The sequence below is a fragment of the Polyangium sorediatum genome (assembly GCF_029946465.1).
In the GTDB taxonomy this organism is placed as follows: domain Bacteria; phylum Myxococcota_A; class Polyangia; order Polyangiales; family Polyangiaceae; genus Polyangium; species Polyangium fumosum.
This window is the reverse complement of the sequence record NZ_JARZHI010000011.1, coordinates 68,298-93,558: the sequence shown is the minus strand read 5'-3', so window position 1 is coordinate 93,558 and position 25,261 is coordinate 68,298. Positions and strand designations below refer to the sequence as shown.

18 protein-coding genes are annotated in these 25,261 nt (G+C 68.8%); 9 read left to right on the top strand and 9 right to left on the bottom strand.

The features are described from left to right. Positions 1-101 precede the first annotated feature (101 nt). The 3 genes from QHF89_RS15530 (at position 102) to QHF89_RS15520 (ending at position 5,513) form a co-directional block, all read left to right on the top strand. Complete coding sequence (locus tag QHF89_RS15530; protein ID WP_284720531.1) at positions 102-2,291, top strand: S9 family peptidase; 2,190 nt, start codon at positions 102-104, stop codon at positions 2,289-2,291. Positions 2,292-2,406: 115 nt separating this feature from the next. Beyond that, positions 2,407-4,407 (top strand): TonB-dependent receptor plug domain-containing protein, encoded by a 2,001-nt coding sequence (locus QHF89_RS15525; protein ID WP_284720530.1) that lies wholly within the window; start codon positions 2,407-2,409, stop codon positions 4,405-4,407. Continuing rightward, positions 4,404-5,513: an HmuY family protein gene (locus QHF89_RS15520; protein ID WP_284720529.1), complete on the top strand. Its 1,110-nt coding sequence runs from the start codon at positions 4,404-4,406 to the stop codon at positions 5,511-5,513. Before QHF89_RS15525 ends, QHF89_RS15520 begins: the two co-directional genes overlap by 4 nt. Positions 5,514-5,525: 12 nt before the next feature. Here the strand turns inward: QHF89_RS15520 and QHF89_RS15515 are convergent, their stop codons facing one another. Next, complete coding sequence (locus tag QHF89_RS15515) at positions 5,526-7,430, bottom strand: serine hydrolase domain-containing protein (RefSeq protein ID WP_284720551.1); 1,905 nt, start codon at positions 7,428-7,430, stop codon at positions 5,526-5,528. Positions 7,431-7,526: 96 nt separating this feature from the next. Between QHF89_RS15515 and QHF89_RS15510 the strand changes: the two genes are divergently transcribed. After that, a complete protein-coding gene (locus tag QHF89_RS15510) occupies positions 7,527-9,107 on the top strand; it encodes a tetratricopeptide repeat protein (protein ID WP_136968767.1) in 1,581 nt (526 codons plus the stop codon). Positions 9,108-9,191: 84 nt separating this feature from the next. On the opposite strand, the gene QHF89_RS15505 is transcribed toward QHF89_RS15510, so the two are convergent. After that, a complete protein-coding gene (locus QHF89_RS15505) occupies positions 9,192-10,013 on the bottom strand; it encodes a hypothetical protein (RefSeq protein WP_136968768.1) in 822 nt (273 codons plus the stop codon). 71 nt (positions 10,014-10,084) lie between these two features. Here QHF89_RS15505 and QHF89_RS15500 point away from each other — a divergent pair, with 71 nt between their 5' ends. After that, the gene (locus tag QHF89_RS15500) at positions 10,085-10,615 is read left to right on the top strand and encodes a mismatch-specific DNA-glycosylase (RefSeq protein ID WP_136968769.1); all 531 of its coding nucleotides are present in this window, start codon (positions 10,085-10,087) and stop codon (positions 10,613-10,615) included. Between the two features lie 4 nt (positions 10,616-10,619). Here QHF89_RS15500 and QHF89_RS15495 read toward each other — a convergent pair whose 3' ends face one another. From QHF89_RS15495 to QHF89_RS15485, 3 genes are all read right to left on the bottom strand, one after another. Further along, on the bottom strand, positions 10,620-11,399 hold the full coding sequence (locus QHF89_RS15495) for a DNA alkylation repair protein (protein WP_136968770.1): 780 nt from the start codon (positions 11,397-11,399) through the stop codon (positions 10,620-10,622). 78 nt (positions 11,400-11,477) lie between these two features. Next, entirely contained in the window at positions 11,478-14,165 is a 2,688-nt protein-coding gene (locus QHF89_RS15490; RefSeq protein ID WP_136968771.1) for an acetylxylan esterase family protein, read from the bottom strand. A gap of 70 nt (positions 14,166-14,235) precedes the next feature. After that, positions 14,236-15,900: a nitrite/sulfite reductase gene (locus QHF89_RS15485; protein ID WP_136968772.1), complete on the bottom strand. Its 1,665-nt coding sequence runs from the start codon at positions 15,898-15,900 to the stop codon at positions 14,236-14,238. Positions 15,901-16,427: 527 nt separating this feature from the next. On the opposite strand from QHF89_RS15485, the gene QHF89_RS15480 reads away from it, so the two are divergent. The 4 genes from QHF89_RS15480 (at position 16,428) to QHF89_RS15465 (ending at position 20,582) form a co-directional block, all read left to right on the top strand. Continuing rightward, on the top strand, positions 16,428-17,174 hold the full coding sequence (locus QHF89_RS15480) for a hypothetical protein (protein WP_136968773.1): 747 nt from the start codon (positions 16,428-16,430) through the stop codon (positions 17,172-17,174). Beyond that, the gene (locus tag QHF89_RS15475; RefSeq protein ID WP_136968774.1) at positions 17,171-17,980 is read left to right on the top strand and encodes a hypothetical protein; all 810 of its coding nucleotides are present in this window, start codon (positions 17,171-17,173) and stop codon (positions 17,978-17,980) included. The genes QHF89_RS15480 and QHF89_RS15475 overlap by 4 nt, the downstream gene beginning before the upstream one ends. A 140-nt stretch (positions 17,981-18,120) precedes the next feature. Then, positions 18,121-19,377 carry a hypothetical protein gene (locus QHF89_RS15470; protein WP_284720528.1) on the top strand — a complete coding sequence of 419 codons (1,257 nt, stop codon included), beginning with the start codon at positions 18,121-18,123 and terminating at the stop codon, positions 19,375-19,377. Between the two features lie 8 nt (positions 19,378-19,385). Then, a complete protein-coding gene (locus tag QHF89_RS15465) occupies positions 19,386-20,582 on the top strand; it encodes a trans-sulfuration enzyme family protein (protein WP_136968776.1) in 1,197 nt (398 codons plus the stop codon). Here QHF89_RS15465 and QHF89_RS15460 read toward each other — a convergent pair whose 3' ends face one another. The 4 genes from QHF89_RS15460 to QHF89_RS15445 all read right to left on the bottom strand — a co-directional run bounded on the left by QHF89_RS15460 (position 20,583) and on the right by QHF89_RS15445 (position 25,148). Beyond that, on the bottom strand, positions 20,583-22,163 hold the full coding sequence (locus QHF89_RS15460) for a serine/threonine protein kinase (RefSeq protein ID WP_284720527.1): 1,581 nt from the start codon (positions 22,161-22,163) through the stop codon (positions 20,583-20,585). A 107-nt stretch (positions 22,164-22,270) separates the two neighbouring features. Continuing rightward, on the bottom strand, positions 22,271-24,055 hold the full coding sequence (locus QHF89_RS15455) for a radical SAM protein (protein WP_136968778.1): 1,785 nt from the start codon (positions 24,053-24,055) through the stop codon (positions 22,271-22,273). Further along, entirely contained in the window at positions 24,052-24,420 is a 369-nt protein-coding gene (locus tag QHF89_RS15450; protein WP_136968779.1) for a hypothetical protein, read from the bottom strand. Before QHF89_RS15450 ends, QHF89_RS15455 begins: the two co-directional genes overlap by 4 nt. Positions 24,421-24,425: 5 nt before the next feature. Then, positions 24,426-25,148 carry a hypothetical protein gene (locus tag QHF89_RS15445; protein ID WP_136968780.1) on the bottom strand — a complete coding sequence of 241 codons (723 nt, stop codon included), beginning with the start codon at positions 25,146-25,148 and terminating at the stop codon, positions 24,426-24,428. Between the last annotated feature and the right edge of the window lie 113 nt (positions 25,149-25,261).

Genomic DNA, 25,261 nt, shown 5'->3' with positions numbered 1-25,261 from the left:
GTTCCGCCCGTCGTGACGTCTCCCTGGGCATGGTCGCTCGCGTGGAGTTTCCCGCGGCGATGGTATACGTTGCGCGCCACGCTCACCCGGGAAGAACCACGATGTCCGCAACCAAAACCGACGCCCCGAAGGCCTTCGAAGCCGCCGAGGGCACCCTCGCCGTGGAGGAGGTCGCCCGCCACCCGCTGCCGGGCATGGCGATCCCCGATCAGATCGCTTTCAGCCCCGACGATCGGCTGATCACCTACCTGAAGAGCCCCGAGCGCAGCCTCGTGCGGCAGCTCTTCGTCTTCGACCCGGCGACGGGGTCGGAGAGCCTCTTCGTCTCGCCGCCCGACGGCGGCACGACGGAGGAAAACGTCTCGCTCGCGGAGGCGCTTCGCCGCGAACGGCAGCGCCAGCGCGAGATCGGCGTCACCACGTACGCGTGGGCGACCCGCGCGAGCCGCGTGCTCGTGCCCATCAAGGGCGATCTGTACGTGCAAGACGGGCCTTCCGCCTCGCTGCGCAAGCTCGTCGCGTCCGGCGGCGCGCCAATCCTCGACCCGAAACTCTCGCCCGACGGCGCCGCGGTCGCGTTCGTCCAGGAGGCCGAGCTGTACGTCATTGACGCGACCGGCGGCGCGCCGCGGCAGCTCACCTCGGGCGCGCGCGGCACGGGCAAGACGCACGGCCTCGCCGAATACGTGGCGCAGGAGGAAATGGCGCGGCACCACGGGTATTGGTGGTCGACCGACGGAACATGGCTCGCGTTCACCGAGGTCGACGAGACGCATATCCCCATCTATCGGATCGTCCACCAGGGCAAGGCCCAGGTCGGCGCCGAGGCGGAGGAAGACCACCATTACCCATTTGCGGGCGAGGAGAACGCCCGTGTGCGCCTCGGCGTCGTCTCCGCGTCGGGCGGCGAGACCGTCTGGATGGATACGAGCTACGGCGAGGAGGTGTATCTCGCCCGCGTCCATTGGCTCGCGGGCGAAAGGCTCGCGGCGGAGATCCAGAATCGGGCGCAGACCTGGCTCGAGCTCGTGGTCTTCGACCTCGCGACGGGCGCGCGGACGCGCCTTTTGCGCGAAGAGACGAACGTCTGGATCAACCTGCACGATCTCCTCCGCCCGCTCGCGGACGGCGGCTTTTTGTGGGCCTCCGAGCGGACGGGATATCGGCATCTTTATCGTTACGACCGCGAAGGAACCCTCGTCGCCGAGCTGACGCGCGGGTCGTGGATGGTCGACGACGTCCGCGGCGTCGATGAAAAGGGCCGCTTCGTCTATTTCACGGCCACGGCCGCGAGTGCGCTCGAATGCCACCTCTATGCCGTGTCCTTCGACGGCGGCGAGATCCGCCGCATCACCCCCGAGCCCGGGATGCACGTCGTCACCTGCGACCGCGCCTGCCGCCGCTTCGTCGACGTCTACCACGCCAAGGATCGCCCGCCCACCGTCAAACTCCGCTCGATCGACGACGGCGCCGTGCTCGCGACGCTCCACGACGAGCAGGATCCTCGCATCGCCTCGCTTGGCCTCACGCCGCCCGAGATCGTCTCGTTCCTCTCGCGGGACGGCGAAACCCTGCATGGCGCGCTCTATCGCCCGCCAGCGCATTTCGGCAGCGGCCCGTTTCCGACGATCGTTTACGTGTATGGCGGCCCGCACGTCCAGCTCGTGACGAACGGCTGGAACATGACGGTCACGATGCGCCCGCAATGGCTGCGCAGCCTCGGGTACCTCGTGTTCATGGTGGACAACCGCGGCAGCGCGCGGCGCGGGCTCGCGTTCGAGGGCGCGATCAAGAACCGCATGGGCTCGATCGAGGTCGACGATCAGGTCGACGGCGTCCGCTGGCTCGTCGCGCAGGGCCTCGCGGATCCTGCGCGCGTCGGCGTGTATGGCTGGAGTTATGGCGGGTACATGGCCGCGATGTGCCTCGCGCGCGCGCCCGAGACCTTCAAGGTCGCGGTCGCCGGCGCGCCCGTCACGCACTGGGACGGTTACGACACCCATTATACCGAGCGGTACATGGGCATGCCATCGGAGAACCCACGCGGCTACGAGGAGAGCAGCGTGATGCGCCACGTCGAAAACATCCGCGGCAAGCTCATGCTCGTGCACGGGCTCATCGACGAGAATGTTCATTTCCGACACACCGCGCGGCTCGTCAACGCCATGATCGGCGCGCGCAAGCCGTACGACCTCCTCCTCTTCCCGGACGAGCGCCACATGCCCCGCCGGCCGCCGGACCGCATCTACATGGAGGAGCTCATCCGCGACTATTTTGTGCGAAACCTCTGAGACGGAACCCACAAGAACAAGCCGACGACCCGTGCAAACGAGCGTCCTCGGCTTGTTCTTGACTTCCTCGGCGTTTCCATCTAGAAGTTGAAAGTCACTTTCATCTACGCCGCAGATGAGACTTTCGACCTCGGCCGTCCTCCTCCTTGGGGCATCGCTGCTGCCTGCGGCGGTGGCGCGCGCCGAGGAGCCCGCGCCGAACGGGAAAGACAAGGACAAGGGCGCCGAGGTCGTCGTCACCGGGACGCGCATGCCGGAGCAGAGCCAGCGTGCCACGGTGCGCGTCGACGTCGTCACCCGCGACGAAGCCGAGCGGCGCGGCGCGACGAACGTGGCCGAGGCCATCGCGGGGCAACCCGGCGTCCAGATCAACCCCTCGGCCTACGGCGACATCGGCAATCCGAGCGCCATCCAGATCCAGGGCCTCGACCGGCAACGCGTGCTCGTCCTCGAAGACGGCGAGCGCGTCATCGGCGACGTGGGCGGGGCGATCGATCTTTCGAGAATGCCACTCTCGGACGTCGCCCGCGTCGAGGTCGTCGCCGGGCCGATGAGCTCGCTGTATGGCACGAGCGCGATCGGCGGGGTCGTCAATGTCGTCACGGGACAACCCCTGCACCCGGGCTTCAGCGGGCGGGTGCGCCTCGAAGGCCGCAATCGGCGCGGGGTCATCGCGCAGGGCAATGCCGCGTGGCGCGGGGAGCGGACGTGGGCCACGCTCGACGGCAATTTCTTCCGCACGGACGGGGTCTCGCTCCTCGAAGACGCGGTCGACCTCGCGATGCCCTCGCGCCTGCAAGGAATGCTCGGGATGCGGCTCGGCGCCGAGCTCAACGCCCGCACGCGCGTGCAAGCCCGCGTGCGCTGGCTCCACGACGCATCCGAGGGACGACAAAGCCAGGTCGTCCCGGGCCTCGGGACGTACCGGATCGACCTGCCGCAGCGCACGAATCGATTCGCCGTCCACCTCGTCGAGCTCGTCGACCTCGGCAAAGGCTCGACCCTGCGCCTCGCGCTCGGGCAACAATGGGCGTTCGACACGACCCAAAAAGACCGCTACGAATCGCCGATCGACGAGACCCGTGATCGCGAGGCCTCGCTCTCCAGCCTGGAGGCGACGGGCACCATCGCGGACGGACGGCGCACGTGGGTCGTGGGCATGCGCGCCGAGGTGGAAAAACTCTCACAATCGCTCACGCGGGCCGAGCTCATCAGCGGCAGCGTGCAGACGAGCACGATCGAGGAGCTCGTCCCCGTCACGCTCGGCAGCATCGCGGGGTATGCGCAGCTCGGGTGGAAGCTCTTCGATTCGCTCACCCTGCTCGCGGGCGGGCGCGCGGAGATGCACCTGCGTTATGGCGGCGTCGCCGTACCGCGGCTCGCGCTCTCGTACCAGCCCTTGCCCAGCGTGACCGTGCGGGCCTCCGTCGGGCGCGGGTTTCGCGCGCCGGCGGCGAAGGAGATCGGGTTCGCCTTTGATCACGGCGCCCTCGGGTATCGCGTGCTCGGCAACCCGAACCTCAGCCCCGAGACGTCGTGGGGCACGAGCGGCGACGTGAGTTATCGCTCGAAAAACGGCTTTCTCGTCCGCGGCAGCGTCTTCGCAAACTGGATCGACGGCCTCATCGACATCGACATCCGGCCGGCCGCGAGCCAGGGCGGCATCGACGATTACACGTACCGCAACATCGGCCGGGCGCGCACGTTCGGCGCGCAGATCGACGGCGCTTGCACCATCGCGGGCGTGCTGCGCGCGGAGGCCGGGTATTCCTACTTGTGGACGCGGGACGACGAGAACCAGCGTCCGCTCGAAGGGCGCCCGCCGCACACGGTGGTCACCGCGCTCCGGGCCGATTTGCCGCTCCGGCTGGAGCTCGTGCTCCGGTATCGAATGGTCACCGACGCCTTCCTCGACGAGGGCTTGCGCACGCCTGGCTTCCAGACGATCGACGCGCGGATTGCGCGTCCGATTTTTCGTGGGGCCCGCGCCTATGCCGGGGTGCTCAATGCGCTCGGCGCTCAGAAAGACCCGACCCGCTTGGGCGACCAGCGGCCGGTCCAGGGGCGGACCCTTTACTTTGGCCTCACGGCCGACATTCCCGCGGAGGAACCATGAAACGATCCATTTGGGCCGCAGCTTTTCCGCTCCTTCTTTGCGCCTGCAGCGAGGAGGTGGGCAAACCTTCCACGACGGGCGAACCCCCCCCGAACGAGGACACGGGCGCGACGCTGGAAGTGCCCGTCCCCGCGCAGGGACGTGTCTACGTCGCGCTCGAAAAACCCGAAATCGTCGTCCCCGAGGGCGACGCTTCTGCCTCGACCGCCTGGGATCTCGCATTCGAAAAGTTCAACGTCTTCACGAACAGCGGCGCGTCCGGGTCCGGCGAGGGCGGGGCGTTCGGTCCGCTCGACGCGGTGACGTACGACGAAGGGATCGCGCCGGCGATCCCGTTCCTGACGAAGGACGAAGCGGGCGGCGCATTCCGCGATTTCTGGGCGTACGACCCGAGCGTCCACGTGCTCTGGGTGCGTTACCACGTCTTCGGCGTGCGTGACGCGGACAAGCAGTGGAAGGTGCAGGTCCTCGGGTATTACGCCGAGCAACAAGGCGCGCCGGTGGCGGCCATTTATCGCATCCGCTGGGCCGAGGTGACGTCCGCCGGCGTGGGCGCCACGCAGACGCTCGCCGATCTCGACGGCACCGCGGGGGGCTCGCAGGCGCCCGAGGACGTGCCGAGCGAATGCCTCGATCTCGGCACGGGCGCGCGGACGAAACACACGCCGGCCGAGGCGCTCACCACGAAGGACTGGCACCTCTGCTTCCGCCGCGCCTCGATCAGCGTCAACGGCGATCTCGGCGGGCCGCGCGGCGTGACCGCCGTGGATCTGCACGCGAGCGAGACGAAAGACGAGACGCTCGATATCGTCAAGACGCGCACGGACGACTCCGAGCTCGCGCGGTTCGACGCGGTCGGGCATGCGGAATTGTCCGATCCGAAGCTCATCTGGCGGGGCGACGGCATCTTCAGCGCGTTCTCGGACTACTGGATCGATCGGGCGGTGGCCACGCCCGCGCCGGCGGACGCCTCGTGGCTCGTGCAATCGGCCTCGGACGGTGTTTCGCGGTATCTTCTGGTCGTCGACCGCTTCGAGGGCGCGACGGCCGACGGGCCGGGCAAGGTGGTCCTGCGCGTCAAGCAGGAGGGCGTCGCAGCGCAATGAGCCGGTGCGCGCTCATTGCGCGCACCGCGCGGCCTCCCCGGGCACCGGGAAAAACCGCACGCCATCGATCTTCTCTGCCCCCGCCTTCCGCATGACCTCCACGGCGAGCGGATATCGCTCGCAGGCAAGGCGGAAGCTCGCCCGCGTCGCCCCGTCGCCCCCGATCACATCGCCAATTCGGCATGCCCCGCGAATCTCCTTCAGGCTCGCGAGGGATGCCTTCATGCGCGCCACATCCACGCTCGTGTCGAAGAGATCGGCCGCGGCGGCGTCGTCCCATCGGTTCAGGAGCCGGACGAATTTGTCGCCGCCCGACGCGAGCGCGCTCGGCGGCGGCAGCACGCTGTGGAAATCGAGGTACTGGATCCGCGGCGGCGAGGTCGGCGCGAGCGTGAACGAAACGCCGATCCACCCTTTCTCGCATCCGAGCCGGAACGTGCCGCGAAGCGCGTTCTCCGCCTCGATCGTACCCTCCTCCCGGCACGCGCCGTGCGCCGCGCGGAGCGCGTCGAGGTCCGCCGCCCATCGCTCGCGTGGTTTGTCGAGGAAGATCGAATCCGCGAAGTTCGCATCCGCCTCGGCGTCGCTCCATTTCGCGACGAGGCGGCTCATGGCTTTCTTCGCCCGCACGAGCGCCTCCGAGGGCACGAACGCTCGCGGCACGAGCGCGCCCGTCTCGTGCAGGCGCCGCAGCGCCTCGCGCGCGACCCGCCACATGGGCGCGTACGTGAGGTTCGACATCGCGATCACGCCGACGCCGTGGTCGGGCAAGAACTGGATCACCGACCCATACCCGGGCAAACCTCCCGTGTGCGAAACACCTCGCGTGAATTCGCACGTCTCGAACGTGCCGAGCCCGAACGAATAGCCGGTCGCGCGCGCGGACGGCGGCTCGTCCCCGAGCCCCGGCGAGGCGAAGAGGCCCGTCGCGCGGCCCGTCACGTGCATTTCGCGCAGCGTGCTCCTCCGGACCGGACCGTCCTCCCGCTCGTCGCGCGGCGGCCACGCCGAGAGATGATACGTCACGTAGCGCGCCATATCGGCGAGCGATGCATACAGCCCACCCATGGCCCCGAACGCGCCGTGCGGCAGGTTCACCTCGGGCACGAGCCGATCGCCCTCCTTTCGATATCCCCGCGCGAGGTGCCCCTTTTCGACCATCCGTTCATCGAGGACCGTCCGGTTCATGCCGAGCGGCGAGAGGATCCGCGCCCGCAGATAGTCCGCGTAATCCATCCCCGACGCGTTCGTGATCACGCGCCCGAGGATCGCGAATCCGGTGTTCGAATACTCGAACGCCGAGCCGGGGGATGTCGAGAAGGGGACCCCCTCGCGCATCATCCTCGAAAAATCCGCGTCGGAGAGGCCGAGTTGTCGATCGCCCCAGGGGTTGTCCTCGGGGAACCCCGCGCCGTGGCCGAGCAGGTGCCGGAGCGTGATCGACGCCGCGTCGCGCGTGGGATAACGAAGGCCGGCGAGCTCGGGGACGTATTGCGCGGCCGGATCGTCGAGCGAGAGCTTTCCTTCGTCCCGGAGCTGCAAAACGGCCATCGCCGTGAAGCTCTTCGTCAGCGAGGCGATGCGGAAAACCGAATCTTTGTCGACGGGCGCCTTTGCCTCGACATCGGCCACGCCGAACCCCTTGGCATACACGAGCTCCCCATCGATCACGATACCCACGGCGACCCCGGGAAACCCCCGCCGCGCCACCTCGTCCGCGACATATCGCTCGATCGCAGGGAAGGCCTCTTTGAGCTTCTCCTTTCGTTGCGGATCGAGGAACACGGGCGGCTGCATCGTGGGGCGGACGAACTGCATGTCGGGGCCCTCGGCCTTCGCGACCTCGGGCGGCTTCGGGGATCCGCAAGCCGAGGCGAGCAACGCGACGAGGGGCAGACTACGACGGGCGAGCACCATCACGGGCGCATCTTCGCCCTGCAGGCGCGGGCGTGACAACGAAAAAGGGCGGTTCCCGCTTTACGCCGGCGAACGCTCGACGTATCGACGAGCGTCGTGACGATCGATGAGGGGCGCAAAGGAGGGATACGCGCGGCCTGGGAGGCCCTCGGGCGCCATGATCCCGCCTCGGCCCGCGACGTGAATCACGCGCTCGAGGCCGCACGCCTCGCGTTTCGCCTCGGTGATCGACGGCTCGTCGATGCGTGGATCATGCAGGCGCTCGCACTCGCGTCGGCGGAGGGACCGCGCGAGACGGCCAAGGTTCACCTCGCCGCGGCGAGCGTCGATCGCGGAGCGGGGCGGTTTTCCGGCTGCCAAAAGCACGTCGAGCGCGCACTCGCGCTCGCGCCCGACGACGCCGGCTTGCGTGAGCGCGCGGCGGATCTCCTTCATGCGTTCGGCGCGCGCCAGCGAATCGAAAAAGGTGCGGCGCGCCAAACGGGTTTGACCGAGGAGGCCGAAGCGCTCGTGCGCCGTGCCCGGGAGAAAAGCGCGATCGGGGACCCACACGGCGCGATTCGTGATCTGCTCGCGGCCAAACACATCGCGGACGAGGACCAGATCTGGCGCATCGATCTCGAGCTCGTCGTGCTCGGCCGGCAGCATTTTGGGTTCCTCGACGTCGAGGCACTCACGGCGATCGGCCGCGGCCCGGACGAACCCGGCCGCAAAGCAGAAATCGAGCGCGCGCTCCATCGGCGATTCGTGGCCCCCGCCCTCGATCACGCCGCGCGCCTCGCGAACCGCGCCTGGGACGCGCTGCCGGAGGCCGCGCTCGCGCCGCTCGCCTGGCGGCTCGGAGACCGATTTCGCGAGGAAGAAGGCGAGCTCCCGGCCCCGCGTGATCTGCGGCTCCGCCTTCTCGCGCGCGTCTTTCCGGAGGCCATGCTCGCGCGCCTCGGCGACCCGAAGCACCACACGCCGCCCCCGCTCCGCAGCTCGGCGCGGCAGCGCGCGAAGGTTTTGCAATGGTCGATCCGCAGCCGGTCCCCCGCGGAGGTGCTCGGCGAATTCGACGCCATTCTGCGGGATCATCCGCCCTCGCATCACCCCCACGCCTACCGGGGTGAATTGCTCCTCTGGCTCGGACGCGTCGACGAAGCCGAAGAGGATTTCCGCCGCGGCCTCGCCCAAAAGCCCCGCGCCCGATGGCTGCACATCGGCATGGGCGCCGTCTACGTACTCCGAAACGAACCAGCCGCCGCGCTCGCCTGTTTTCAGCGCAGCATCGATTGTGCGCCCGCGGTCGTGGGTCCCACGCTGTACGGCGTGCGTGCCGAGGCCCATCGATTGCGCGGGGACCTGCCGGCAGCCGTGGAAGACCTCACGCGCACGTGCCGCGACACACCCTCCCGCGTGAGCGCCTGGGTGACCCTCTGGCTCGTCGAGGACGCTCTCGGGCACGCCGAGGCGCGCGACGCGGCCTGGAAAGAGCTCATGCGCCGCGCGCCGTGGCTGCTCGCGGATGCCGCCGAGGAGGCGCTCGGCCTCGCCTTGCCGGCCATCGAGAACGACGACGCACGCCGCGCCACGCTGGAGCACGCGATCCGGATGCTGCGGGGCAATCGTTCGTCGTCCTGCGTCACCTATTTCACGCGCGAAGGCGAGCTCCGGACGGTGTTCGCCGGGGGATGACCCGGACCCTGCCCTTTGCGGTTCATCGACGTACGCTCTCGCTGGGCCAGCGTATCGCTCTTCGTTTCAGGCTGGCAACAGCGCTCAGGCGGATTCCGCGAGGCGCTCGCCGGCCACGAGGGCCCCCACGGCGCCGCAATACGCGCCGTGTCCGAGAAAACATGCAGAGAGCCCCGTGAACCCGAGCGTCTGCGTGAGGACCTCGACGAGCGCCGGGTTTTCCGCGAGCGTGGAGCCGCCGAGCACGACCGTGTCCGCGCCGACGAGGCGCGCGATCCCCGCGCACACGAGCGCGATGTTCTCCCCGACGAGCCCGACGAGCGCATGCGCGAGGTCGGCCGGCTCCGTCGACGCGAGCTTCGCGAAATTGGCCGCCGTGAGATACGCCGGAATGGGCGCGCCTTGCGAATACACGTCGCCGACGAGCAGGTCCACCGACCCGCGCTTGCCGCGCGCCGCGAGCGCCGAGAGATCGGCAAACGAGCCCGTGCCCACGAGCAACCTGCCGAGCCCGACGAGCGTGCCGCCGCCGAGCCCCGTGCCGCCCGCGCGCACGGCCGAACCGGCCTCCACGACGAGCACCGACGTCCCCGTGCCGGCCGAGACGAGCAGGTGCCGTCGGGGCAAGACGATGCCCTCCTCGGCCGCGAGGGCCGCGGCGCCGAGCGACCAGGCCTCGAACTCGGAGATGCCCTCCACGGCCACGCCGAGCGCGCTCGCGCCGAGCACGGCCGCGCCGCCGCCCGTCGTCACGATGCGCGCGGGAGCAAGCTCGACGATGCGCGCGCGGACGGCCTCGAGGTCGTTCGAGGGCCATCGCTCGGTGTGAAGATCGCCCTGGCGAAAGGCGATCTTCGTGAGGGTCGCGCCGAGGTCGAGGCCGAGGACGGGAGGGGCGGGCGGCATGGTCGCCCCACGATATCACAGTTCCCGTGGACAAACCCGCCGGGGCGACTAGAATCGAGGCGCTTCTCGTCATGCCGTCCTCCAAGCAAGCCACCCCCGACATCCTCGCTCCAAACCTCGACGCCCTGTTCATCGGGATCAACCCCGGGCTGCTCTCGGCGCAAAAAGGGCACAACTTCGCCAATCCGGCGAACGCGTTCTGGAAGTTGCTCCACGAGAGCGGCCTCGTCCCGCGGCGCCTCACGCCCGAGGAGGAGATGCGCTTGCTCGACCACGGCCTCGGCCTGACGAACCTGGTCGCCCGCGCGACACGCGGCGTGATGGACCTCGGGCGAGAGGACTACGACGCGGGCAGGCGCGCGCTCACCACGAAGATCCGGACGTTTCGCCCCCGCATGGTGGTCTTCGTGGGCATCACGGTTTGTCGGAGTTATTTCAACAAGAAGGCCTCGGAACCCATCCCCTGCGGCGAGCAGCCGGAGGAGATCTGCGGCGCGCGGGTGTTCGTGGTCCCCAATCCGAGCGGCCGCAATGCGCACTTCTCGTACGCCGAGATGCTCGAGCACTACCGCGTCGTCGCCCGCGCGCTCGACCGCGCGTGAACGTTCACGCCCCGCGCGACGTGGTGGCCCTCGGTTTGTCCTTGGCCGCGGTCTTCTTTGCAGGCGCCTTCTTCGCGGGCGCGGCTCTCGGGGCCGCGGACTTCGCGCCGCCCGCGCGTTTTGCGTGATGGGCAGCCATCTTGGCGATGTATTCGGCCGCGTCCGGTGTCTTGCAGTTCGTCTCTCCGTGATCGACCTCGACCTTGCCGATCACGCGCGCCGCTTCGAGCGCCTGCGGGCGGAGCGATTCGATGTACCCGCCGATCGAAATGAGAGCACCGTTCATGCCGTAGCGGGTGCGATTCTGCGCGCCATGGATGTTCTTTTCGATGCGCTTCAAGAGGCGCGCCGCCTCTTTCTCGGGGAGATCGCCCCGCGCCGCCACGCCGGAGAGGACGAACCACCCGGCCGTGCTCGCGAACTCGCCGGGCAGCTCGATCCAGCGCAGCCCGACCGAAAGCGCGTCCTTGCGACGCGCAACGAGCGTGGCGACGGCGCCCTCGACCACGTGATCCAGGGTCACGGCGAGCCACGCGTCGAGTTGGTCCGAGGTGAACGCCTCCGGATCGGCGATCTTCGTGGCGAGCACGCGCGCGTCGTGGATGCCGGTCGCCCACAACGCGAGCGCGAGCGCGTGGTCCTGCTTGATGGCCTTGACGAGCTTGTCGAGGTCGGCATACGAGACGCCGAGCGTCGGATCCTTCACGCCGTGGCGGGCGTAGATCTTGGCCGTATTCGGTTTGCCCTTCTCGCGCAGGGTCGAAAGGACGGTGTCGAGATCCATGACGGGCTTTCCTCCTCCGCGGCAATACGCAGGTGCGAGGCTAGCCCATCACGGAAGCTCGACGAAACGGAAAAACGCCTACGGCACGAGGCAGGGCGTCTCCCCACAGGGATCGATGACCTTGCCGGTCGAGCGCAGGAACTCGGAGATCTGCAGGCGCGCGCCGGGCTGCACGCGCGGAGCGCCGTGGGGATCGACGCCGTCGCGCAGCGGCTTGTTCTCGACGGGCGGCGGCGGCGTGCCCTTGTTCAGCATGGCGTCGAACGGCCCGGTATCCCACACGAAGACGGCCGAGCCGAAGTGCGGGTAGCTGCCGAGCGGCTCGATGCCGAAATACGGCGTCGTGTCGATGGAGCGGCCCGGATTCAGGACGGGCACGTGAATGCCTGCCCCGATCGTGCGCGCCTCGATGTCGGCCGACCATTGCGTGACCTGGTGGTCGGCGAACGCGTTTTGCATGAGCACCGCGTGGGGCGGCGTCTTCGGGAGCGGATCGTTGCCGACGTGCCAGGCATACCCGTTCGTCTCGCCGCGATCCCATAACATCTGCATGGACGAGAAGACGATACGCCGGTCGAGCTCGTTCGTGTAGGCCTGGTCGAAGAAGACCCGGAGCTGATCGAAGCCCGTGGCGCGGTCGAGCAGGAGGCTGTAGTTCATGCCCGTGACGCCGAGCACGCCGCGGCGGATGTCCTGCGAGATCGCGACGAGCGCGCCGCCGAGGATGCCGCCCTGGCTGATGCCGTAATAAAACACGTCGCTCGTGTCGATGAGCGGCTGGTTTTGCGGGCCGCCGCGGAACGCCGGGTCCGCGATGAAGCCCTGCGGGTGGATCATGAGCCGCGCCAGGAAGAGGTTGTTCAGGAGGCCCTGCTGCAGCCGGTCGGCGAGCGTGTTCATCCTGCCGAACTGCGTGACGAGCCGCAGGATGTTCTCGTTGTCGCTCGAGGACATCCCGATGAAGTCCGTCGCGCAGAACACGAAGTTGTACGCGTTCGAAAGCTCGCCCGTGGCGGAACCGCCGTTCACCTGGCTCGCGGCGCCCTGCTGGCCGTGGCCATACAGCGCAGCGCGACCCGGCACGACGGCCGCCGTCGGATCGTTCCCGTCCGGGAGCGCCGCGCGCGGGATGTTGCAGATGAAGTTCGCCTGGAGCGTGCCATTGCCGTCGAATTGATCGGGCAGCCCGTCGTTCGGCTCTGCGTAATGGAAAGACGAACCCGCGATGCCGTTCGCCTGGTTCAGGTAGTTCGGGACGGTGAACGTGCCGAGGATGCGGCGCGAGCGGTTCGCGTCGGGGTTCTGGAGGACCTGCGTGATCGTGAACGTGGGTGCGGCATTGCCGAGCTTCTCGAAGGCGTCGTCGCGGATGTGGAGCATGCGACCGGCGAGGCTCTTCGCGCTGGCCACGGTGAACTCCCAGGCGAGGTAGAGCTCCTTGCGCTCGACGCCCGCGCCCGCGAGGACGTCGAAGACCTTCTCCATCGCATCACGCCGCGCCTCGATCGCCGGCACGTTCGAGGGGATCGCGTCGCGGTAGACCTGGAACGCGTCCGAGGCCTCGATCCCCTGCCCGTCGCTGTCCTTCAAGTTGCGGAGCGCGACGACGTACCGGTGGCCCTCGCGGAAGTTCATGCCCGCGCGGATGATGAGCGCGCGCGTCGCGTCGCTCGTCGCATACGAATCGAGCTCGCCCCAGACGAGGTGGCGTTCGAGGGTCTCGGCGTCGACCACGACGAGCGGCGAATCGGCTTCGAGCGAGCGTTCCATGTGCGTGATCGGGCCGATCCCGGTCTTGCCGAGGTCGAGCCCCGGCACGTACGAGAGCAGCATCTGGCCCGGGGAAAACCCGTCGGCGCGGTTCCAGTCCGTCGGATCCATTCCGATCCCACCGGGGCTCACGACAGTCCCCGCCGGGGCTCCCACCGCCGGGGAGAGGTCGACCTCGGCATTGACGGGCATCGACATCGGGTGGAGCGCGACGCGGCGGCCCGTGCTCGTCGTGGGATCGGCGACGGTGAAATGGTCGTTCGGCCAGGGGAAGAGGCAATGGGCGGCGTCGAGGAAGTCACAACGATCCGCGTTCGTCACGTCGATCGTATTCGGATCGACGTTGAAGACCGGGGGATCGTTCGTGCACTTCACCAGGATCCCCGTGACGTCGGCGCCCTCGACGGTCCCCTTCCCCGCCTCGACGACACACGTCTGCGCGGGATTCGTGGGCTGCGCGGAGACGGTCACGTCGTACGTGTCGCCGTCGGTCTCCGGTGTCGTGAACTGGAAGGCGCCGTCCATCGCGACGGAGAGGTCGTCCTTGCCGTTGTTCTGAAGCACGAGGCCCGTGCCCGCGAGGCCCGAGACCGTGCCGCCAATCCAGCGCGGATTCGGCGGGAGCGTCGTGCAATCGACGGCGACGTCCTTCACGTCGGCGCCGGCCACGACGCCCTTGCCCCGGGTGACGGTACAGCTCTGCGCAGGATCCCCTGGCTCTACCGCCACCGTGACGTCGTAGCTGTCGCCGTCGGCGAGCGCGGGCTTGAACGTGAATTCGCCGTCCGCCGCGATCGTGAGGGTCGAGTAGAGCTCGTCGGGGAGGGCGACCTCGAGGACGAGGTCCTTCCCTTCGAGGCCCTTCACGGTGCCTCCGAGGGTGTATTCGGTGGCCGACGCGGACGGCGGGGGGATTTCGATGACGGGATTCGAGCCACACCCGGCCCCGCCGAGGGTGGCGAGCACGAGCGCATAGGCAAGACGAGTTCGACGCATTGGAAGGTCCTCCGTGGCCCGCGAAGCTATCACGGAGGACCCCCCGGCCGATACGCGCCGGTGCGCCTCGTCAGATCACGTCGGTCGCCGCCGCGAATCCGATCCGACCGATGTCGCCCGCGCCCTTGCGCGCCACGAATTCGCGGAAGCTCTCGCCCTCGGCGCGCTCTTGCACGTAATGCCTCGCGATCGCCGCGATCACCTTGGGCGTCTCCTCCTCGGGCACGCGGCCGTCGAGGCGGTCGCCGATCTTCGCGTCCGGGCCGCAGCCACCGCCGACGCGCAGCGAGTAATGCGGCCGCTCCACGCCGTCCTTGCCCTTCACCATCAGCCCCGTCATGCCGATGTCGGCCACGTGGTGCTGGCCGCACGAGTTCGGGCAGCCGGAGATCTTGATCTCGAAGGCGCCGATCTGCTGCACGAGATCGTCGGCCTCGGCGCGGTTGCCGCCCTCCGACAGGTGCTCACGCACGCGGGCGCCGACGCCCATGCTCTTCGTGATCGCCAGCGAGCAATAGTCCGCGCCCGGGCAGGCCACGATGTCCGTGATGTGCCCGGCGTCGGGCTCGGCCAGGCCGATCTGCGAGAGCGCGCGGTGCAAGGCCACGAGGTTGCCCTCGGGGACGAAGCGCATCACGAAGTTCTGCGTGTTCGTCGTGCGGACCTCGCCGTTGCCGTGGCCCCGCGCGAGCGCCGCGAGCCTGCGCATCTGCTCGGCCGTGATGTCGCCGAGCGGGAGTTTTACCGTTACGACCCGGTAGCCAGGCTGCGTCTGCGCGATCGTGTTCGTCCTCTTCCAGCGCGCGAACGCGGCGTCGCCGATCGCCTCGCCGCCCGGGACCGACGAGGGCGCCTCCTCGTTCGGGTATTCGCCGAGGTAACGATCGAGCTCCGCCTCGATCTTCGCGCCCTCCTCGGCCTTGACCTTCGCGAGCTCGTCGTCGAGCCGCTTCATGAACTCGGCCTCGCCGAGCTTGCGCAGGAGGAACTTGATGCGCGCCTTCTTGCGGTTCTTGCGCTCGCCGTCCCGCCAGAAGACCCGGATCACCGCGTCGCACGCGGCGAGCACGTCCCGCTCGGGCACGAAGTCGCGCCACAGGTGCGCCATCTCCGGCGTCGAGCCGAGTCCGCCTGCGACGTACACCGCGAACCCGCGCCCCGCGTCCGTGACGCGCGCGAGCAGGCCGAGGTCGTTGATCATGATCTGCGCGTGGTCGCGCGTGCTGCCCGAGAGGCCGATCTTGAACTTGCGCGGGAGCTTCCGGTTGTGCGGATGAAACAGGAAGTATTGCGTGATCGCGTGGGCGTGCGGCGTCACGTCGAAGACCTCGTCCTCGACCACGCCCGCGAGGTGCGACGCGGTCACGTTGCGCACCGTGTCGGCGCAGGCGCCCACGGTGGTCACGTCCGCCTTCGCGAGGACGCGCTGCAGCTCCACCGTCTCCTCGATCTCCAGGTGATGGAGCTGGATGTCTTGACGCGTCGTGATGTGCGCGAGCCCGAGCGCCCAGCGCTCCGTCACCTCGGCGACCGCATCGAGCTGCGCCGCCGTCATGCGCCCGCCCGGCACCTTGATGCGCTGCATGTTCTTCACGTGCGCGAGCTGCGCGTACACGCCCATCCCCAGGCGCAGCGGGCGAAACTGGTCCGGCGTGATTTCCCCGCGCTTGAACCGCTGGATGTTCTCCGCGTACTCGTCGAGCGCGGTCTGCATACGTGACGCTGCGTCAGACATGGCAGCGAACTTTATCCCTCACTTTTCCGACGCGTCAAGTGTGACAATCTTTCGAAGCCCTCGCGGGAACGACCGGAACCTCCTCGGACCCCTCCAGAAGGATGCCCCAGCGAGGCAGGAGAGGCGTCTGCGCGGATCAGAAGCGGTCCAGATCACGGCCTGAAGGGCGTCTGCGCAGCGCAGAGATGCACGCGGGTGTGCTCGGGCACAGTCTGCGCACGTCAGAGACGGTCCCGGGCACGCCCGGAAGGACGTCTGCGCAGCGCAGAGGTCCTCGGGGGGGACGTCGGATGGATGTCTGCAGCGCGCAGGAGGGGGCGCGTCCCCGGGGGGAGGTCTCTCTGCGCCGGTCCGGTGCAGGCGCAGGCGTCCAGGAAGAGGGATCGGCGGGGCGCAGCCGTCCCGGAGGGCTCGGCGCTTTCCGCACGTGGGGACGTTGAGGTAGCATCCCCACAGGACACGCGATGGAAGACCGAGACGCCTGCGCGAGACGACTGGCCGGACGGATGCCGCTCGTTCATTTCCCGGTGAGCGTGAGATTCGAGGGGTGGAGCGCGTCCTGGTCGGGCCTCGAGAGCAAGGCGGCGCGGGGCTTGGCCATTCCCGACGACGATTTCGGCCGGCTTCGGGGAAATCACGTGTTCGCTTATGCCGGACCGTCTTGCTTCTACAGCAAGCAATGCATCGGCGACGCGCTCCTTTACTTCGATCCTGCCGCCGAGAACGGACGTACGGGCAGCACGACCCCCTTCGACTCCGGCTCGCTCGAAGATCCGTCTCCCAAGCTCATGCCCTGGGCCCAGCAATCCATCGAGGCCCGGTGGACGTTTCTGGAACAGCAGATGATACCGCTCGCCGGCTGGCGGGAGCACTTCGCTACATGGCTTTCGCGTGCCTACGATGCGCCCGATCGGTATCTGGAGACCGCCTCCGATCGGTGCGCCGCCGGCGAACCCGATCGGCTGGATCCTCCCGAGCTCCTCGAACACAACGGCAGCCGCGGGCGGGAGAAGTACGGCCCGAACGAATGCGGGGACCGCAGAGCCTGGACGTGGGAGGTCCGGATCGCCTGGAGACTCCCGTTCGAGCACGTCCGTGCGCTGCACGTGCCGTTCGACGCGCTCCAGCAAGCCCTCGAAGTGGCAGAAAAGCTGCGGTGGAGCACCGGAGAGACGCCGACGATCGAGACCCTGGCCCCCGAGGTGGCGGCGCACTCTCAGACGCTCTACGAGGATTCAGGTAGGGTTTTACGAGAGCTGGTGAAAGACGAATGAGTACGAATGTCTTGCGCCTCGGGACGGATGGCCGCCTGCCCGGGATTCGGGTCGTCGGGTTTCACGGGAAGGTGGGTACGGAGCAAACGCCTGCGCGCCGTGGCCCCGTGCTGGCCGACGAGCACGGACGGCTCGTACGTGTTCTTGAAGGAGAGCGATCTCCACGAGAGGTCCTCGTGGAGATCGACGCCGAGCCTCTCCCGGAGGGCGAGCTTCCCGGGATTGGCACACGGCTCTCCTCAGTCCCTGCGTTGTTCGGAGATAGGGTCGTGATCGTGGGGGACCGCGAGCGGCGCTCCTCGTGGCGTCTCACGCCGCAGACCTCGGAGACGAGTACGCCATGCGTGGAGGAGTTCGTCGCATGGCTGGGGGGCACGGAGCCGCGCTCGGAGCGTCTTCGCTGCGAGCGCGTGGATGACGTGGTCGCCTGGGTGTGCTCGCCGGACGAGGCGTTCGCGCTCTGGAAGCGGATCGAAGCGGTGGCCGAGGAGGAGCTCGTCCGGGCGCTCGGGCGGGACAAACAGTCCCTCGTGAACGCGAGTTTCTGGTTGTCAAGGGCGAGCGTGGCGGAGCGGAGCATGTACCTGGCGGCGGCGGGGCTTTCGCGGGCGGGGTCGCCGCACGTGGAGGCGCTGCTCAGGGCGGGGTTGCGAAATCGGACAGAGGAGGAGAGGAGGCGCGGGGTGGAAGAGGCCGCGGCGGTCCTGGAGAAACATTCAGGGACGAAGAACGCGTCGCCGCCGGGCCCCGTGTGCACGAGCTTCCGCGACCGGATGCGCAAGCGCTCCCTCGTGAGGGCTGCGTGATGCAAGCGCGGACGATACCGGTCGACATTCCGGGGCTCAATTTGCTCCTCGGTGGAGGCATTCACGTCCTGAAACGCTCCACGGATCACGCAGAGAGCACCACGATTCTCTTCCGAGGGCCACCTGGCTCGGGGAAAACCGTGTTCGGTACGCTGCTCGCGGAGTCGCTCGCGCGCGCATTGGATACCGATGTTGCTTACGGCTGCGTGGAGATCCTGCCGACAGAGTTCGCCGCGCAGTACGCGGGGATCTTGCGCGAACACGCAAAATCGCGCGTGATCCTGGCGGATGCGCGCGCAGCAGACGCCGTGGCGCCGTTTCCCGTACATCCCAAGGGAGATCGAGGAAGCGACATCTTCGCCGGAACACTCGATATCGGCGCTTCAGGGCAGGAGCAAGACGGCATCGTAGCTGCTCTCCTTGGACTGCTGGACGAAATCGCGCGCGCGGGAGGTTATCCGCGGGTGATGGTGGTGGACTCGCTCTCCGATGGATACAACCTCGGCGCGCTGGCGCCACGGATCCTGGCGGACGAGCTATGCAAGATGGCCGCGGAGCGGGGGATGATCCTCATTCTGCTGGAGGAGACCATGGAGCACCGGCACTCGGCATGGAGCTTCGCGACGGACGTCGTGATCGAGCTGGGAGCGGTGCTCGAGGATTCGCCAAACGATCTTTCGCATCGCGCCGCGCGCCGGATGGTCGTCTCGAAAAATCGGCTGGGGCCTTCGGTGCCGGGTGGACACTCCTTCACGATAGGCTCAGCGCGTGGCCTTCGGGTTTATCCGCGTCCTTGGGTGTATGAGTCGACGACCGCCAAAGGTATCCTCTTCGCGGGCTGGCCCAAGGGGGGACCGGGGATGCAAGCGTGGGGCTCCGGATGGAGTCCTCCGGCAGCCTGGCCCGCATTGCGGGGTAGTGTGGTGGCCGTGAGCGGTCCTCACGGTGTGCGTCGCGCTGCCATGTCGATCGGCGACGCGGAGGAGGCCGGCGTCGACGTGCGGCTGAGCTTCACCCGTGCGGTAGATGATGACGAACCTCAGCAGGGGAAGTTCGTTGTCGACTGTCAAGGACCCTTCCTCAGCGGGGACTGGCTCCTCGCGATCACCCTCGATCTTTGCAACAAGGCCATCCACGAGGGCAAGTCCATCCGTCGCGTCCTCGTCGGAGATCTGCAGGTGATTCGTACATTCCGTGATCCCGATGGGATTCGACGAGCCTGCATGGTGCTCGCACGGGTCCTGCGCGAGCAAGGTGTCCCGATCATCCTCTTCGAGACGGGGACCCATCCCCAGATTTCCGATTTTGCGGACGTAATCGCCTCCCCCTCCGGCGGCCAAGACATCGTCTTCCATGATCTCCGAACCGACGTGAGGCTACAGGCGCCGTTCCCCTGAACTCCCCCATGAAGACCGCCCTCCCGACCAGCACGGACGCCGTTCACGCAGGCGAGCGCGTCGATCGCCCGGACCACACGCTCGCGCCCTCGATCGCGCTCACGGCGACGTACACGTTCGCCGACTCGGACGACCTCGAGCGGTTCATGCGCGGCGAGGATCCCGACCCCGGGCGGCTCGACTACGGGCGCTACGGAAACCCCACCGTGCGCGAGGTCGAGGCGCGCATCGCTGCGCTCGACGGGACCGAGGACGCGCTGCTCTTCCCGAGCGGCATGGCCGCCCTGACCACGACGATCCTCGCGCTCGTGAAGGCCGGCGACGACGTGGTGCTCTTCCGCGACACGTACCGGAGGACGCGGCAGTTCGTGGTGAAGATGCTCTCTCGCCTCGGCGTGTCGCACACGCTGCTCGAGCCCGGCGACCTCGACGGGCTCGCGGCCGCGATCGGGCCGAAGACGCGGCTCGTGATCACCGAGATGCCGACGAACCCCTACCTGCGCTGCGTCGACGTGGAGCGGCTCGCGGAGATCTGCAAGAAGACGCGGGCGAAGACGCTCGTCGACGCGACGTTCGCCACGCCCATCAATGCCATGTTCTCGGCCATGGGCATCGACCTCGTGGTGCACAGCGCGACGAAGTACCTCGGCGGGCACAACGACGTGCTCGGCGGGAGCGTGTCGGGGCCGTCGTCGCTCCTGTCCGTGGTGCACGAGGCGCGCGACGTGCTCGGGGCCGTGTCCGATCCCCACGCCGCGATGCTGATCGGGCGCGGCATGAAGACGCTCTCGCTCCGGGTCGCTCGACAAAACCAGACGGCGCTCGTGGTGGCGCGCGCCCTCGAAGCGCACCCGGCCGTGGAGCGCGTCTACTACCCGATGCTCGACTCCCACCCGGATCACGCGATCGCCAAGAAGCACCTCGCGGGCGGCGGGGGCGTCGTGTCCTTCGTGGTCCGCGGCGGCAAGGACGGAGCGCGGCGCGTGGTCGACGCGTGCAAGCTCGCGCGGATCGCGCCGAGCCTCGGCGGCGTGGAGACACTCATCGAGCAGCCCGCGATCATGAGTTATTCGGAGCTCGGGCCCGAGGAGCTCGTCGCGGTCGGGATCGCGCCGGGGCTCGTGCGGCTCGCCGTGGGAATCGAGGAGACCGAGGACGTGGTCGGAGACCTCTTGCAGGCGATGGACGCGGCCGCCGGCGCTTGATCAGCGGTTGAAGGGCTTCAGGGCGAAGCGGGCGCGGTCGACGGCGTCCATGCCCGATCGGTCCGTGAGCCAGCATTGCGAATAACCGCTGCGGATCTCGGGCAGCTCGTCCCGGCCCGCGAGCTGTTTGCCCACGAATGCGAGGATGTCGCGGGCCTCGCTCGGCGAGAGCGTGATGCCGAGCGAGGCGCGGACGACGACCACGATCGTGTTGCTTGGCCAGCGACCAATCGTTGATTTCTCCGGGCCGAGCGCGCGGGCGAGGTGGATGAGCTCGGCCATCGTGCGCTCGAGCCCCCACCCGGCGAAAGGCCGGGCGCGTGGGCCCTCTGCGCGCGGCGGCTCCTGGACCTGGAACAGGAGCACCGAAAAAGGAATGCCCGTGTTCGCGCTGAATTGATACTCGACCTCGAGGATATCGACGAGCCCTTGCTGGTCGAGCACGCCCTTCACCTCGCTCCGCAACGTCGGCTCGTACGACGCGGGGATGTCGCTGAACCGCGACCGCGGCTTCTGGCTGCCGGGCGCGGGCGCGCTCGGGGGCGGCGTCGGGTCGTCGCGCAGCCGATCGCGGCTCGGCCGGGGCACGGGTATCGGAATGGGGACGGAGGGGACGGGCGGGCGCTGGGAGATACGCCGCGGCGCCTGCGAGGGCGGAGGCAACTCGGAGAGCGGCAGGATCGGCCCGGACGGGGGCACGCTGAGCGGGACACGGAAGAGGTCGGCGAGGAGCCCGATCGCCGTGGTCGCCCGCTCGGGCCGCTCCTTGGGCTCACGCGCGCCGACCCTCCGAAACCAGTCGTCGAATCCCGCGGGGAGCTGGACGCCGCGCCTCGCCGCGCGGAGCGTGGGGGCCTCGGGCAGTTCCGGCGCGATGATCTTGCCGAAGAGCGCATACACGCTCGGGAGCTGCAAAAGCTCAGGCCGCCAGTATGCCTCGCCGACGAGCAAGGTATAAGCGACGTGCGCCAGCGAATAAATATCGGCCGAAGCCCGGATCCCAGCATCTCCGCTGATTTGTTCCGGCGCCATGTAGAGGGGCGTACCGACGACAGCGGTCGTGTGCGCGAGGGTCGTCGCGACGGCGACCTTGGCGACGCCGAAGTCGAGGATCTTCACGCAGGATCGGCCGTCGTCGCGCGTCGTGACGAAGAGGTTTTCCGGCTTGAGATCGCGGTGGACGATGTTCGCGGCGTGCGTCTTGTCGAGGGCGAGCGCGACCTGCGAGAGGTAGAGCACGGCCTCGGGCTCGGGCAATGGGCCGCGGCGCTTGACCATGCCGCCGAGCTCCTCGCCGACGAGCAGCTCCATCACGAGAAACGGGAGCTGCGTCGAGGTGTCCACGCCCGCGTCGAGGACCTGCACGAGGTGCTCGCTCTCGATCCCACCCGTGACCGTGGCCTCCTGCGCGAACCGGCCGCGCATCACCGAATTCTCCAGCACGGCCGGATGCATGACCTTGAGGGCCCGCCTTCGGTTCGTCGGCTCGTCGTGCACCTCGAACACCGCGCCCATCCCGCCCGACTTGATGCTGCGGACGACGCGGTAACGGTCGTGGAACAAGACGCCTGTGACGAGCATGGAGGAGACCGGCTCGCGCATCCTAGACCAAATGCGCCGCGCGTTGAAAGGGGTTCTGGCACACAGGACCGGTCCGTCCGGCCGCTTGGGCGCGTTCTAGCGCAGTTTTACGTCGCTTCCACGAGCTCCCGCAGCGAGACGGGCGAGAGTTCTGCGAGGCCGTGGATCTCGGCATAACTGCGCAGGACCTCCCCCGGGCAAGCGGAGGCGAGCACACAGCGGGCCTCGTGAGGACAGGGGATCGCGGAAGCATGGAAGGCCGCGTGTTCGGCCTCGCCGGCGCGGTGGCGGAAGCGCGGGTCGCGGTACTCGGTGCCCGGCAGCGGAGGCCGCTCGGCGGGCGCGTCGAGCCAGGCCCGCGGCGGCGCGCCGTCCTCGCGCATCCGGCGAAAAACCACGCAAGGGACGATGCCCTGCACGTTCATGCGCGCGCCACGCGTGAGCGCCCGGGACATCACCTCGGCCACGTCGGTCATGCGCGGCGCGGAGGAAAAGTATCGATCGGCGCGTGATTCGAAGCTCGGGTAGGGCATGTGCGGGTAGAAGGACAAACCCCGGTCGGCGACGAATCGCGCGACGCCTTCGAGCTCGCCGAGTCCCTCGCGCGTGGCGACGCAGAGGATCCACACGGATTCGGGCGAGACGCGGGCGAGGAGGTTGTCGATGGCGCGGGAGACGAGGGCGTGCGCGCCGCGGCGGCCGACGATCCGGTCGTGCGCGTCGGGTGAAACCGAATAAAGCGGCACGTGGAAGCGTTTTTCCTCGGGGAGGGCCGCGACGACGTCGTCGCAGAAGGCCGGGTCGGCGAGGCGCGTGCACGGGGAGAAGACGTGCGCGGTGCGGTAGCCGAGGTCCTTCGCGCGGCGGAGGACGTCGAGGATCCGCGAATGCGCGAGCGGGTCGTAGCCATTGATGCGGACGGCGCGCACGCCGCGCCGCCGGTTCGATTCGAGGTCGGCGAAGAGCCGGGCGAGCACGCGGTCGCCGCCGTCCTCGGGAGGGGCCGTCTCCTTGATCGAGCAGAACGCGCAGGATTGCTCGCAATCGGCGTCGATCGCGAGGTTCAGCACCTCGCCGTCGGCCGAGGGCTCCGCTTCTTCCTCGGGCGCGGAGGGCAAGAGGAGCGCCGGGGCGACGTCCGAGAGGATGTCCGGAAAAACGACGTCGAGCCCCTCGTGATCGCGCAATTGCAGGACGAACGCGACGAGCGCGCGGAGCTCGTCCGCGCCGGGAGGATCGGCCGAGCCGAGCGCGAGGTGCTTGATCGAGAAATGGGCCGTCGTGGCGAACGCGGGTTTCGTGTCGTCGCGGCGCCCGACGAGGAGGAGCAGCCTGCGCGCGTCCGATTCCCGACGAAAATCCAGCACGAGCTCGAGGCCTCCCTCGTGGGATTTTTGCAGGTACGAGCTCGGATAGACGTCGACGAGGGAAAACCCCGCGGCAGCGGGCGCGCCCTCGACGATCTCCGGCGAGAGCAGGGCGCGGAGGCCGTCGCGGCCGAAGATCAGGCGGCCTTGCTCGCGGGAGCGGCCGAGGGCCTCGGCGATCGTCTTTCCCGGGCTCCGTTCGAGCAACGCGTCGATCGAGGCCGCGACGGCCATCACGAGCCGCGAGACCTCGTCCCGCCGCTCGGGCGTGCGCTCGGCGATCGCGCCGCGGTACCTCACGGCGCAGCACGCGAGCCGCCGGAACACCGGGCCGGGCGCGCCGTGCGGCAGGACCGTGACCTCGACCCAGTCCGCGCTTCCTTTCGCCTCGAACCGCGCCGTGAGCCGGTCGTCGCCTTCGAGCAGGATGGCCTTGCAGGAAAACCCCCCGAGCCGAAGGGGCACGAGGGCCATCTCCATCCCCGACGCCTCCGGCCGCGCCAGCGCCGTCTCGCTTGTGCTCAAACAGATCCCCCGCCGGCCTGGTCCCAGGCCTTCACCCACGCCGCGAAACGATCGATCGTGGCGCGGTCGCGGGCATAAATGCGTGACTGTTCGTTGTCGGGCACGTCCTCGGAGAAATACACGATATCGTACCGCGACGAACGACGGTACGCGGGCTCGGCCGGGTCCGTGGGCGTGACGATGAACGAGAGGGTTCGTCCCTCCATTTCGAGCTCCACGACGGGCACGGTGCGGCGGAACGTGCGGAGGCGGGCGCCCTTGTTCCGCCAGCCCTCGGGGTTCGGGAAGGCGGGGCCGCCGAAATCACGGGCGAAGGCCGCGGAGAGCGCGTCGGTCAGGCGTTGCATCACGTCGGGTTCGGGCATGGGGCTCATCCGGCGGCGCGCGTGTCGCGTTCGAGGTCCTGGACCGCCCGGCCGAAGGCCTCCGGATCGAGCTGTCGCAAGGCGAGGAGCGCGGCGACGCGGTGCAGGCGTGCCTCCGCGAGGTCCGACCGCACGAGCGCCTCGCGCGCCGATTGCGCCTGGCCTGCGCGGATCCGCGCGGTCGCGCGGGCGAGCGCGAAGACGCCGAGCAAAAGGAGGAGCGCGCCGACGCCGAGGAGGAGCGACGCGAGGAGCGCGCCCTCCGGGGCGAAGAGGGCCCGAAACCCCGCAATGGAGGCGAGGACGACGATCCCCACGAGCGCGACGACCGCGCCGATCGCGCCGAGCCGATCCATCCACGCCGCCCGCGCGTGCTGCCGCATCGCGATCCCGCGGTGCAGATCGGCCTCGCGATCGAGCCGAACGGCGAGCTCCGCGAGCGGGTCCTCGCCCACGACCTCGGGCAGATCCGCCTGCGCGAGGATCTCCGAGGCCTGGGCCGCGGTCGGATCTTCGAGCGCGCGCAAGGCCGTGCCCGCGCCGCTCTTCACGGCCCGCGCCGCCCGGTCCGCCGCGGGCGCGACGCGACCTTCGATCGCCGCGCCCACGTCCCGCGCGATCGTCTTCGCGCGGTCCTTGATCCGCGGCGCTTTCGGCTCGGCGTCGCCCTCCTCGGCCGTCGCCACCTTGCCCCAGCCGCCGCGCTCGGCTCTCGTCGTCTCTTCCATGGCTCGCGCTCTCTGCCCCGGGATCGGGGCGGAAACGATACAGAAACGTCCTTCGAGTGCCAAGCGCCGCCACGCGCCCGGGGCGAACCGCCTTGCGACGAAGGGCCCGACTT